The following is a 10,736-nucleotide window of genomic DNA, read 5'->3' on the forward strand; positions in this document are numbered from 1 at the left end:
CCGGAAAATCAGTGGCTACCCGCCAGGGATGGTTGTGATGGGTTCCCGCAGCTCGAATCTGCGCCGCAAAGTCGTGGCGCTGCTGGCCTCCCTCGTCGCGCTCTGGGCGTTCGCCGCGTGGGTGACCCTGCGGGAGGGCGCGAACCTCCTCTGGGTGCAGATGCTCGACAGTCAGGTGGCGCAGCCCGGCGAGCCGCTGATCGTGGAGTTGCAGGCCGAGCGCCGGGCGTCGACGGCCTTCCTCGGCGGTTCCGAGGCCGACGGCCGTCCACAACTGAGCGAGCAGTGGCAGCGGACCCAGCGGGTCGCCGACGCCTTCCGCGACTCGGTGGACGACTGGCGGGTCGACCTGGCGGCCAGCGCGAACAGCCAGCGCCGGATCGACGAGGTGGTCACCGGACTGGACGGGCTCGCCGCCGTCCGCGAGGCGGTCGACGACCGGCGGATCGACCGCAGCGCCGCCGCGGCCAGCTACACCGACCTGATCGACTCGGTGCTGCGGATGTACGGCGCACTGGGCAACCTGGACGACGAGCGGCTCGCCCGGGAGACCTCGGCGCTGATCCAGCTGGTCCGGGTACGCGAGCTGATGTCGCAGGAGGATGCCCTGCTCACCGGCGTACTGGCCGCCGGGCGGATGACCCCGCAGGAGAACGCCGCCTTCACCCGGGCCGTCGGCGCCCAGCGCTACCTGGACGGTCGGGCCCGGGCGGACCTGCCCGCCGGTGACCTCGCCGACTACGAACGACTGCTCGCCGGCGAGCCGTACACCGCCTTCCGGGCGTTGGAGGACCGGGTGGTGCTCGCCACCCGCTCCACGACCGCGCCGCCGGTGACGGCGCAGCAGTGGCGCACGGCGGTCGACCGGGTCTCCGCCGACCAGCAGCGCTACATCCTCACCGCCGGTGACGGGATCGTCGAGCGTGCCAAGCCGATCGCCGTCGGTGTCATCATTCGGCTGGTGCTCGCCGCCGGCCTGGGTCTGCTCGCCGTCATCGCCTCGATCGTCGTCTCGATCACCACGGCCCGTGCCCTGGTCCGCCAGTTGGAGCGGCTGCGGGAGGCGGCCTCCCAGCTGGCCAACGAGCGGTTGCCCGGGGTGGTGGCCCGGCTGGGCCACGGCGAGGAGGTCGACGTCGCCACCGAGGCCCCGCCGCTGGAGTTCGGCGACGACGAGATCGGCCAGGTCGGCAAGGCGTTCAACCTGGTCCAGGAGACGGCCGTCCGTACCGCCGTCGAGCAGGCCGAGCTGCGCCGCAGCGTGCGGGAGGTCTTCCTGAGCCTGGCCCGGCGCACCCAGGCGCTGGTCCACCGGCAGCTCACCCTGCTGGACACGATGGAACGCCGGGAGCACGACGCGGAGGAGCTGGAGGACCTGTTCCGGGTCGACCACCTCGCCACCCGGATGCGGCGCAACGCCGAGAACCTGATCGTGCTCTCCGGTTCGACGCCGGGCCGGGCCTGGCGGCGCAACGTGCCGATGGTCGACGTGATCCGGGGCGCGGTCGCCGAGGTGGAGGACTACACCCGGGTCAACGTGCTCCCGCTCGGCGCGGTGTCGCTGGCCGGCCGCGCGGTGGGTGACGTCATCCACCTGCTCGCCGAGCTGATCGAGAACGGCCTGTCCTTCTCCCCGCCGCACACCACCGTGGAGGTGCGCGGTCAGCTGGTCGGCAACGGCTTCGCCATCGAGATCGAGGACCGTGGCCTCGGCATGACCGAGGAGGACCTGGCCGCCGCCAACCACCGCATCACCGACCGCTCCGAGCTGAACCTCGCCAACGCGGCCCGGCTGGGCCTGTACGTGGTGAGCCGGCTGACCGAACGGCACGGCGTCCGGGTGCGGCTCAAGGAGTCCCCGTACGGCGGCACCACCGCCGTCGTACTCATTCCGTTGGAGCTGGTCACCGCGGACGGCGAGGACCCGAGCAGCTCCGGTGGCTTCCCGGCCGGCGCGGGCGTGGCGGCGGAGGGCCGACCGGCCGTGCCGGCGCCGGCCGCCGACGGGGCGTCGCCGGCGGCCGGCGCGCCGGCGGTCGTCACGGCGGCGCCGGAGGGCGAGCGTCCGCCGCCCGTCGCTCCCCGGCCGCGCCCCGCCCCCGCCGAGGCGGCGGAGCCGGACGGCCTGCCCACCCGGTCCCGGGGCGCCACCGCACCGACGCCCGACGGCCTGCCGACCCGCGCCCGCCGCCCGCAGCGGCCCGGGCCGGACGACCCGGCCGTCGTCCCCGGCCTGCCCGCCAGGGCCGCGCGGGCGGGTACGATGTCCACGATGGATGCCGACGCCGGGGCCGCCGGTGACGCCGGGCCCGCCCAGCCGCCGCGCACCGACACCGGCCTGCCGGTGCGGGTGCGCCAGGCGAGCATCGTCCCCGAGCTGCGGGCCGATCCGGCCGCCGAGGAGGACACCGACGACGACGCGGTCCGACCGCCGGAGCAGGTACGCCGGATGATGAGCTCCTACCAGACGGGCACCCGGCGTGGGCGGACGGACGCGGCGCGGCTGCTCGGTGGCGGCTCCGGCACCTCGGGCGGGACGGCACCGGACACCGGCGACGAGCAGGCGACCTGAGCGGCGTCCGGCGCGTGACCGCGCCGGAGGCGACCGCAGGCACCCCAGACGGACACGGCGACACCAGCCGGGGAGAAGAGGACGACGAGTGGCGCAGAAGACGGCTTCGAGTGCCGACCTGACGTGGTTGCTGGATGATCTGGTCGGCCGGGTGAAGCAGGCCGAACACGCTGTCGCGCTCTCCACGGACGGCCTGCTGATGGCCTCGTCCCGAGGACTGAGCCGGGACGACGGCGAGCACCTGGCGGCGATGGCGGCGGGCATCCAGAGCCTGGCCCGGGGAGCGGGCAAGCGGTTCGGCGGTGGTCAGGTGCAGCAGACCATCATCGAGATGCAGTCGTCGTTCCTGTTCGTCACCGCGGCCGGCCGCAACGCCTGCCTGGCCGTGCTGGCCGCCGAGGACGCCGACGTCGGCCTGATCGCGTACGAGATGGCGATGCTGGTGACCCGGGTGGGCAAGTTCGTGGCCTCCCCGAGCCGCGTGCCCGAACAGTCGGCCGGCGAGAACGCGGCGCGATGACGGTCGACGGGGGGCCCGAGGAGAACCAGTGGGTCGATGACCAGGCGGGGCCGGTGGTGCGGCCGTACGCGGTCACCCGCGGCCGGGCCCGCCCGGTGACCGGCACGTTCGACCTGATCTCCCTGGTGACTGCCACCCGTGCCGACGCGACGCCGGAGGCCGGGCTGGGCCCGGAGCATCTGGCCATCGTCGGCCTCTGCCAGCGGATGCAGTCCGTGGCGGAGGTCGCCGCCCACCTGGACCTGCCGGTGGGCACCATCCGGGTCCTCCTCGGTGACCTGGTGGCCCGCGAGTTGGTGCAGGTCCGAGAGCCGCGGGCGACCGGCGGCGTTCCCGACGACAGTGTTTTCGAGGCGGTAATCAATGGACTACGGGCACTCTGAGCGGCCGGCGGGAGCGGTGCCGCTGCCCACCGCGATCAAGATCCTGATCGCCGGTGGCTTCGGCGTCGGCAAGACCACCATGGTCGGCGCGGTGAGCGAGACCCGGCCGCTGCGCACCGAGGAGGTGCTGACCGAGACCGGGGTGGGCATCGACGACCTCTCCGGCGTCGAGGGCAAGGTCACCACCACGGTGGCGATGGACTTCGGCCGGATCACCATCAGCGACGACCTGGTGCTCTACCTCTTCGGTACGCCGGGGCAGGACCGCTTCTGGTTCGTCTGGGACGAGTTGGCGCTGGGCGCGATCGGGGCGGTGGTGCTGGCGGACACCCGCCGGCTGGCCGACTGCTTCCCGTCGATCGACTACTTCGAGGGGCGGGGCACGCCGTTCGTGGTGGCGGTGAACTGCTTCGAGGGCTCCCGGCAGTACCGCCTGGACGAGGTGCAGGCCGCGCTCAACCTCGACCCGGGGGTGCCGGTGCTGCTCTGCGACGCCCGGCAGCGGGAGTCCAGCAAGGAGGTGCTCATCACCCTGATGGAGCACGCCATGAAGACCCGTGAGGCGCGCCGCCGCGCCGCCGCCGACTGAATCAGACAGCCAGCACTGGCAGGTCGTACTTTTGGATCAGGCCGTCCCGGGTGACCAGGGTGAGCCCTTCGCACAGTGCCTGGGCGACGAGCATGCGATCGAACGGGTCGCGGTGAATCGGCGGTAGCTGCCCGGCCGCTGCGGCGTGGCGGTGATGGATCGGCAGCTCCCGCAGGTCTGCGGCCCGAACCTGCTCCGCCAGGTCGACGGGGCTCTCCAGCTTTCCCAGCGACTGCTTGATGGCGATCTCCCAGACCGTCGCGGGGCTGAGGTAGACCTCCGGCTCGTCGTCGATGCGTTCCTTGACCTCCTCGGAGAGGGTCGGATCGTCGGCGAGCCACCACAGCACGACGTGGGTGTCCAGCAGAAGTCTCATCCGCCGGCCCCGAAGTCGCGGGCGATCTCCTCGTTGACCTCGTCGGAGTCCCAGTCGGCGGGCAACACGAGACGGCCGCGCAGCGATCCCCGCCCGGTGCGACGCCGTGAGCGCAGCGGGATGACCTTCGCGACCGGTGTCCCGGCTCGACTGATCAGGATCTCCTCACCGTGCTCGACCCGCTCGATGATTCGGGAGAGGTTCGTCTTCGCGTCATGGATGTTGTACTGCGCTGCGGCTTCGCCCATCGGGTGCCACCTCCTTAGCTAACAGGCTAGTCCGTCGGGGGCGACAACGGCGAGCATCGACGCTCGACCAGACGAAAGCCGCCCTGTGCGGCGTCAGCGGCGGGTGGCGGCGCGGACCAGGCCGGCGACGGCCCGGGACCGGGTCTGCGGCGGCCAGGCGATCACCGTGGTCACCGTCGGGGCGTCCGGCACCCGCACGGTGGTGAGGTCGGGCGCAGCTGGACGCGGCAGGACATCGGCAGCACCGCCGCGGCGCGGCCCAGCGCGATCAGCTGGTAGAGCTGCGCGTGGTCGCGGACCTCCGGGCCGGCTCCCACTGCCGTCCCAGAACGCAGTCGAGGTACCGGCCCCGGTGCTCGTGCAGTTCGGCAGCGGGCATGATCTACTGGCTCATCCGCGCCGAGGACCTGGCCGCCCGGCGGGTCGACCGCGCCGTGTTCACCCTGCAGTGCTGCTGACCGGCTCAGGCGAAGGACCGCTCGGCGAGGCTCGGCCCGCCGCGCTCACCGGCGGTGAGGACCTGCCGGCCTACCTGCCGGGGCGGCAGCCGCAGGTACTGGGTGTAACCGGCGGCCCGGAGCCGGAGGTCGAAGTTCTGCCCCTCGATGTGCCACCACCGCTCCGGGCCGCCGCCGGTCGGGTCGAGTCGGTGGATATCGGCGATCTCCAGCAGATCGTCGAGCGGGCCGAGCCGGCCGTCGATCTGACACGCCTGCTCGAAGACGAGCGTCGCGGGCGCGATCCAGAAGTCGAAGGGGGATTCCCCGTCGGCGGGCGGCACCCAGCGCACGATGTAGTCGAGGTCCAGCAGCAGCCGGCCCGGCGGGAGGGTGTCGTCCTCGTACTCGCCGACGCTGACGGCGTGGATCCGGCAGTCGTGCCAGCCCATCTCCGGGAAGTCGGCGTCCGTCCAGGTCGCCTTGGTCAGGCCGGACGGCTCGTGCGGCAAGCTGATCATCGGTTCAGTATCCCGTGACCCCGGTCGGCGGCTCCACCACCTCAGGCGTGCGGTGCCGGTCAGCCGCGTTTGGCCAGGGCCGGCTGCCCGTATACGAGGTTCCGCTCGTGCAGCTCCTTGACGGCGCGGTACGCGATCGAGCGGGCAACGTTGTCCAGCTCCCCGATCTCGGAGACCGGTGGCAGTTGTTGCCCGGGCGCGTGGTCACCGGAACGGATCTTGGCCTCGATGTCGTCGGCTACCCGGCAACAGTGCGGTGGTCTGGTTGGCATGATCGGCTCTCCTGGACTTCAGCGAAGATCAGGTTTCCAGGCCGGACCGGACGGGACCGGGACAAGCATGCAACTCGGCGAAAAACGCCGAAGGGCCGCCCCCCCGCGGGGAGCGGCCCTCATCGGGCGTACGACGTCAGTTGGCGATCATGCGACGCAGCACGTACTGGAGGATGCCGCCGTGCCGGTAGTAGTCGGCCTCACCGGGGGTGTCGATCCGGACCACGGCGTCGAACTCGACGCCGGTGTCGGTGGTGACCTTCACCGTGCGCGGGGTCTCGCCGTCGTTCAGGGCGGTGACGCCGCTGATCGAGAAGGTCTCCGTGCCGGTCAGGCCCAGCGACTCGGCGGTGGTGTCCACCGGGAACTGGAGCGGCAGGACGCCCATGCCGATCAGGTTCGAGCGGTGGATCCGCTCGTACGACTCGGCGATGACCGCCTTGACCCCGAGGAGCATGGTGCCCTTGGCCGCCCAGTCCCGCGACGAGCCGGAGCCGTACTCCTTGCCGGCCAGGATGACCAGCGGGACGCCCGCCTCCTGGTACGCCATCGAGGCGTCGTAGATGGAGCTCTGCTCGCCGGTCAGGTGGTTGACGGTGAAGCCGCCCTCCACGCCGGGGACCAGTTGGTTGCGCAGCCGGATGTTGGCGAACGTGCCCCGGATCATCACCTCGTGGTTGCCCCGGCGCGAGCCGTACGAGTTGAACTCGTGGCGCGGCACGCCGTGCTCGGCGAGGTACTGCCCGGCGGGGGAGTCGGCCTTGATCGAGCCGGCCGGGGAGATGTGGTCGGTGGTCACCGAGTCGCCCAGCCGGGCCAGCACCCGGGCGTCGGCGATGTCCTGCACCGGGGCCGGCTGCTGCTGCATGCCCTCGAAGTACGGGGGCTTGCGGACGTAGGTGCTGTCCCCGGCCCAGGCGAAGGTGTCGCCGGTCGGGGTGGGCAGCGACTGCCAGCGCTCGTCACCGGCGAAGACGTCGGCGTACGCGGCGCTGAAGCCGGTCGCGCCGATCGCCTGGGCGATGACGTCCTGGATCTCGGCGCTGTTCGGCCAGATCTCCCGCAGGAACACCGGGTTGCCCTCGGTGTCCTCGCCGATCGGCTCGTTGGCCAGGTCGATGTCCATCGTGCCGGCCAGCGCGTACGCGACCACCAGCGGCGGGGACGCCAGGTAGTTCATCTTGACGTCGGGGTTGATCCGGCCCTCGAAGTTCCGGTTGCCGGAGAGCACCGAGACGACGGCGAGGTCGCCCTCGTTGACCGCGGCGGAGACCTCCTCCGGCAGCGGGCCGGAGTTGCCGATGCAGGTGGTGCAGCCGTAGCCGACCAGATTGAAGCCGAGCTTCTCCAGGTACGGCGTGAGGCCGGCGCGCTCGTAGTAGTCCATGACGACCTTGGAGCCCGGGGCGAGGGTGGTCTTCACCCACGGCTTGCGGTTCAGGCCCTTGTCGACGGCGTTGCGGGCCAGCAGCGCGGCGCCGATCATCACCTGCGGGTTGGAGGTGTTGGTGCAGGAGGTGATGGCGGCGATCACCACGGCGCCGTGGTCCAGCTCGTAGGTGACGCCGTCGGAGCCGTGGACCTGGACCGGGTTGGTGGCCCGGCCGCCGGCGCCGGCAGCGGCGGTCTCCAGGTCGCGCGGCTCGTCGGCCGGGTCGCTGAAGTCGTTGGCCGGCGGGTCGCTGGCCGGGAAGGACTCGGCGCTGGCCTCGTCGGCCGGGCCGTTGGCGCCCCGGGGCAGCTGCTCACGGGCGACGCTCGGCTTGAGGTCGCGCTCGTCGCCGGAGTCGGCGGCCACATAGTCGGTCAGCGCCGAGCGGAACAGCGTCTTGGCGCTGCCCAGCGGCACCCGGTCCTGCGGGCGCTTCGGGCCGGCCAGGGACGGCTCGATGGTGCTCAGGTCGAGCTCCAGGCGCTCGGAGTACTCCGGCTCGCGCTCCGGGTCGTGCCAGAGGCCCTGCTCCTTGGCGTACGCCTCGACCAGTGCGACCTGCGACGCGTCGCGGCCGGTCAGCTCCAGGTAGCGGATGGTCTCGGCGTCGATCGGGAAGATCGCCACGGTGGAGCCGTACTCCGGGGACATGTTGCCGATGGTGGCCCGGTTGGCCAGCGGCACGGCGCTCACGCCGGGGCCGTAGAACTCGACGAACTTGCCGACCACACCGTGCTTGCGCAGCATCTCGGTGATGGTGAGGACCAGGTCGGTGGCGGTGGTGCCGGCCGGCATCTCACCGTGCAGCTTGAAGCCGACGACCCGGGGGATCAGCATGCTGACCGGCTGGCCGAGCATGGCGGCCTCGGCCTCGATGCCGCCGACGCCCCAGCCGAGCACGCCCAGGCCGTTGACCATGGTGGTGTGCGAGTCGGTGCCGACGACGGTGTCCGGGTACGCCTGCATGACCCCGGACGCCTCTGCGCGCGCCATGATCGTGCGGGCCAGGTACTCGATGTTGACCTGGTGCACGATGCCGGTGCCCGGCGGTACGACCTTGAACTCGTTGAACGCGGTCTGGCCCCAGCGCAGGAACTGGTAGCGCTCCTTGTTGCGCTCGTACTCCAGCTCGACGTTGCGCTCGAAGGCGTCCTCACGGCCGAACAGGTCGGCGATGACCGAGTGGTCGATGACCAGCTCGGCGGGGGCCAGCGGGTTGACCTTGGTGGCGTCGCCGCCGAGGTCGCGGACGGCCTCGCGCATGGTGGCCAGGTCGACCACGCAGGGCACGCCGGTGAAGTCCTGCATCAGCACCCGGGCCGGGGTGAACTGGATCTCCACGCTCGGGTCGGCGGTGGGGTCCCAGCCGCCGAGCTGCGAGATGTGGTCGGCGGTGATGTTCGCGCCGTCCTCGGTGCGCAGCAGGTTCTCCAGCAGGATCTTGAGGCTGTAGGGCAGTCTGTCGTGCCCCGGAACCTGGTCGATCCTGAAAATCTCGTAGCTCGCGTCTCCGACGCGCAGCTGGGTCTTCGCACCGAAGGTGTCGAGGCTCGCCACGTCGTACTCCTTCACACCAGCGACCGTGAGTAGTCCTGAGCAGTCTGTCGCACCCGCCTGGACCTCGCCCAGGTTAGGTGGCACTTACCGCGGATTCTCGTTCCTACAAAACCGTACGTCCGTCTTGCTATTAACGCAACCTCGTGCCAGGGTGCGGGACGAGGAGGTGTCACCATGATCCATCACGTCCTGCTCGCCTGCCCGCCGGGCTCGGAGGCGGCATCCCGCTCCTTCTACGCCGGCCTGCTCGGGATGTTCTACGCGGGCCTGCTCGGGATGACCGAGAAGACCAAACCCCCGGCCCTCGCCGCCCGCGGTGGTTGCTGGTTCACCGGGTACGACGCGGAGCTGCACCTCGGCGTCGAGAAAGACTTCCGCCCGGCCCGCAAGGCCCACCCCGCCCTGCTCCGCCCCGACCTGGACGCGCTCGCCGAACGACTCGCCGCCGCCGGTCACCCGGTCACCTGGGATGACGCCGAGGTGCCCGGGATGCGCCGCTTCCACACCCACGACCCGCACGGCAACCGCCTGGAGTTCCTCACCCCGATCGCCGGCTGAGCCGCCGTCGCACCACGGCTGAGCCGCCGTCGCGCCGGCCGGTCGCCCCGCCCCCGACGGGGGTGGGCGGGGCGCCGGCCGGGTCGACCGTCCGTGAGCGACCCGCCCCGGCCCGGCGACCCGGGTAGGGTTCGAGGTCGGACCGGAAGGGGTGACGGGTGGTCGACGTACAACACTGGCTCTCGGCGCTGCCTCCGGTCACCGTCTATCTGATCGTCGCCGGGGTGATCGGCGTGGAGAGCATGGGCGTGCCGCTGCCCGGCGAGATCGTCCTGGTCAGCTCGGCGCTGCTCGCCGCGACCGGGGTGGTCGAGCCCGAGTGGGTGGCCGCCGCCGCGGCGTTCGGCGCCGTCGTCGGCGACTCCATCGGGTACGCCGTCGGCCGGCGGGGCGGCCGACCACTCCTGCACCGGCTCGGCCGGCGCTTCCCGAAGCACCTGGGCCCCGCGCAGCTCGCCCGGGCCGAGCAGAGTTTCGCCCGGCACGGCGTCTGGGCCGTCTTCTTCGGCCGGTTCGTGGCGCTGCTGCGCATCCTCGCCGGGCCGCTCGCCGGCGCGCTGCACGTGCCGTACCGCCGGTTCCTGCTGGCCAACGCGGCCGGCGGCCTGGTCTGGGCCTTCGGCACGACCTACCTGCTCTACAGCGTGGGTCGGGCCGCCGAGCACTGGCTCAAGGACATCTCCTGGGCCGGCCTGGTCGTCGCCGTGCTGGCCGGCGTCGGCAGCACCTGGTGGCTGCGCCGCCGGGCCCACCGGGCCGAGCCGCTGCCCACGGCCGACGAGACGACCCGGCCGGTCAACGCCGGCAGGGAGTGAACCGGTCCCGGACATGCCGAAGGGCCCGACCCCTCGTTGGGGGTCGGGCCCTTCGCTTCGGGTCAGCTGGCGGTGTAGCCGCGGGTGGCGATCCAGTCGGCGAGGTTGTCCACGCTCATCCGGTAGGAGGCCATGTTCGGGTCGGCGCTGTCGGCGATGGTGACGGTCTTGCCACCGTCGCGGTAGCCCACGACCCAGATGTAGTGCCCGCCCTCGAAGGAGTGGGTGTTGCCGTCGGTGTCGACCGCGGTGCCGGCGATGTTCGCCACCACGGCCCGACCGCCGTCGACGGTCTCCACGACGTCCGCGCGCAGCTTGTCGGTCTGCTTGTCGTCGGCCTTACGATCCTTGATCTCCACCGACCGGTAGACGTCCTTACCGGTCTCCTTGTTCAGCACCGGGGTGATGTCGTTGATGCTGTTGGTGCCGTCCTCGGTGGTGCCCATCTCCCTGGCC

Annotated in this window: 12 protein-coding genes; 6 read left to right on the top strand and 6 right to left on the bottom strand. The window is 71.8% G+C overall.

Features of this window, described 5'->3' with window-relative positions; translation table 11 throughout:
• Positions 1 to 37: 37 nt before the first annotated feature.
• The 4 genes from GA0070564_RS28015 (at position 38) to GA0070564_RS28030 (ending at position 4,064) form a co-directional block, all read left to right on the top strand.
• Positions 38 to 2,572, top strand: coding sequence for a sensor histidine kinase (locus GA0070564_RS28015; protein WP_091615988.1), 2,535 nt, complete (start codon positions 38 to 40; stop codon positions 2,570 to 2,572).
• A gap of 88 nt (positions 2,573 to 2,660) precedes the next feature.
• Complete coding sequence (locus GA0070564_RS28020; RefSeq protein WP_088972203.1) at positions 2,661 to 3,092, top strand: roadblock/LC7 domain-containing protein; 432 nt, start codon at positions 2,661 to 2,663, stop codon at positions 3,090 to 3,092.
• A complete protein-coding gene (locus GA0070564_RS28025; RefSeq protein WP_091615992.1) occupies positions 3,089 to 3,475 on the top strand; it encodes a DUF742 domain-containing protein in 387 nt (128 codons plus the stop codon). Before GA0070564_RS28020 ends, GA0070564_RS28025 begins: the two co-directional genes overlap by 4 nt.
• Complete coding sequence (locus GA0070564_RS28030; protein ID WP_091615996.1) at positions 3,456 to 4,064, top strand: GTP-binding protein; 609 nt, start codon at positions 3,456 to 3,458, stop codon at positions 4,062 to 4,064. Before GA0070564_RS28025 ends, GA0070564_RS28030 begins: the two co-directional genes overlap by 20 nt.
• A gap of 1 nt (position 4,065) precedes the next feature.
• Here the strand turns inward: GA0070564_RS28030 and GA0070564_RS28035 are convergent, their stop codons facing one another.
• From GA0070564_RS28035 to GA0070564_RS28060, 5 genes are all read right to left on the bottom strand, one after another.
• Positions 4,066 to 4,440, bottom strand: a complete 375-nt coding sequence (locus tag GA0070564_RS28035; protein WP_091616000.1) for a type II toxin-antitoxin system VapC family toxin — start codon at positions 4,438 to 4,440, stop codon at positions 4,066 to 4,068.
• The gene (locus GA0070564_RS28040) at positions 4,437 to 4,688 is read right to left on the bottom strand and encodes a type II toxin-antitoxin system Phd/YefM family antitoxin (RefSeq protein ID WP_091616004.1); all 252 of its coding nucleotides are present in this window, start codon (positions 4,686 to 4,688) and stop codon (positions 4,437 to 4,439) included. The genes GA0070564_RS28035 and GA0070564_RS28040 overlap by 4 nt, the downstream gene beginning before the upstream one ends.
• Before the next feature lie 463 nt (positions 4,689 to 5,151).
• Positions 5,152 to 5,646, bottom strand: a complete 495-nt coding sequence (locus GA0070564_RS28050; protein ID WP_091616008.1) for a hypothetical protein — start codon at positions 5,644 to 5,646, stop codon at positions 5,152 to 5,154.
• Between the two features lie 59 nt (positions 5,647 to 5,705).
• Positions 5,706 to 5,918 carry a GntR family transcriptional regulator gene (locus tag GA0070564_RS28055; RefSeq protein ID WP_091616011.1) on the bottom strand — a complete coding sequence of 71 codons (213 nt, stop codon included), beginning with the start codon at positions 5,916 to 5,918 and terminating at the stop codon, positions 5,706 to 5,708.
• A 136-nt stretch (positions 5,919 to 6,054) separates the two neighbouring features.
• Complete coding sequence (locus GA0070564_RS28060; RefSeq protein ID WP_091616015.1) at positions 6,055 to 8,922, bottom strand: aconitate hydratase; 2,868 nt, start codon at positions 8,920 to 8,922, stop codon at positions 6,055 to 6,057.
• A gap of 159 nt (positions 8,923 to 9,081) precedes the next feature.
• On the opposite strand from GA0070564_RS28060, the gene GA0070564_RS28065 reads away from it, so the two are divergent.
• Together GA0070564_RS28065 and GA0070564_RS28070 are read left to right on the top strand one after the other, a co-directional pair.
• On the top strand, positions 9,082 to 9,465 hold the full coding sequence (locus GA0070564_RS28065) for a VOC family protein (RefSeq protein WP_091616019.1): 384 nt from the start codon (positions 9,082 to 9,084) through the stop codon (positions 9,463 to 9,465).
• A gap of 158 nt (positions 9,466 to 9,623) precedes the next feature.
• Positions 9,624 to 10,280: a DedA family protein gene (locus tag GA0070564_RS28070; RefSeq protein WP_091616023.1), complete on the top strand. Its 657-nt coding sequence runs from the start codon at positions 9,624 to 9,626 to the stop codon at positions 10,278 to 10,280.
• A 62-nt stretch (positions 10,281 to 10,342) separates the two neighbouring features.
• Here GA0070564_RS28070 and GA0070564_RS28075 read toward each other — a convergent pair.
• On the bottom strand, positions 10,343 to 10,736 hold a 394-nt coding region (locus tag GA0070564_RS28075; RefSeq protein WP_176730881.1), incomplete at its 5' end, for a C39 family peptidase.

It is taken from the genome of Micromonospora mirobrigensis, assembly GCF_900091555.1.
GTDB lineage: Bacteria > Actinomycetota > Actinomycetes > Mycobacteriales > Micromonosporaceae > Micromonospora > Micromonospora mirobrigensis.

Coding starts and splice junctions, on each gene's coding strand:
- GA0070564_RS28050 (WP_091616008.1), bottom strand. CDS start 5,646: ATGATCAGCTTGCCGCACGAGCCGTCCGGCCTGACCAAGGCGACCTGG.
- GA0070564_RS28035 (WP_091616000.1), bottom strand. CDS start 4,440: ATGAGACTTCTGCTGGACACCCACGTCGTGCTGTGGTGGCTCGCCGAC.
- GA0070564_RS28055 (WP_091616011.1), bottom strand. CDS start 5,918: ATGCCAACCAGACCACCGCACTGTTGCCGGGTAGCCGACGACATCGAG.
- GA0070564_RS28025 (WP_091615992.1), top strand. CDS start 3,089: ATGACGGTCGACGGGGGGCCCGAGGAGAACCAGTGGGTCGATGACCAG.
- GA0070564_RS28030 (WP_091615996.1), top strand. CDS start 3,456: ATGGACTACGGGCACTCTGAGCGGCCGGCGGGAGCGGTGCCGCTGCCC.
- GA0070564_RS28040 (WP_091616004.1), bottom strand. CDS start 4,688: ATGGGCGAAGCCGCAGCGCAGTACAACATCCATGACGCGAAGACGAAC.
- GA0070564_RS28015 (WP_091615988.1), top strand. CDS start 38: ATGGGTTCCCGCAGCTCGAATCTGCGCCGCAAAGTCGTGGCGCTGCTG.
- GA0070564_RS28065 (WP_091616019.1), top strand. CDS start 9,082: ATGATCCATCACGTCCTGCTCGCCTGCCCGCCGGGCTCGGAGGCGGCA.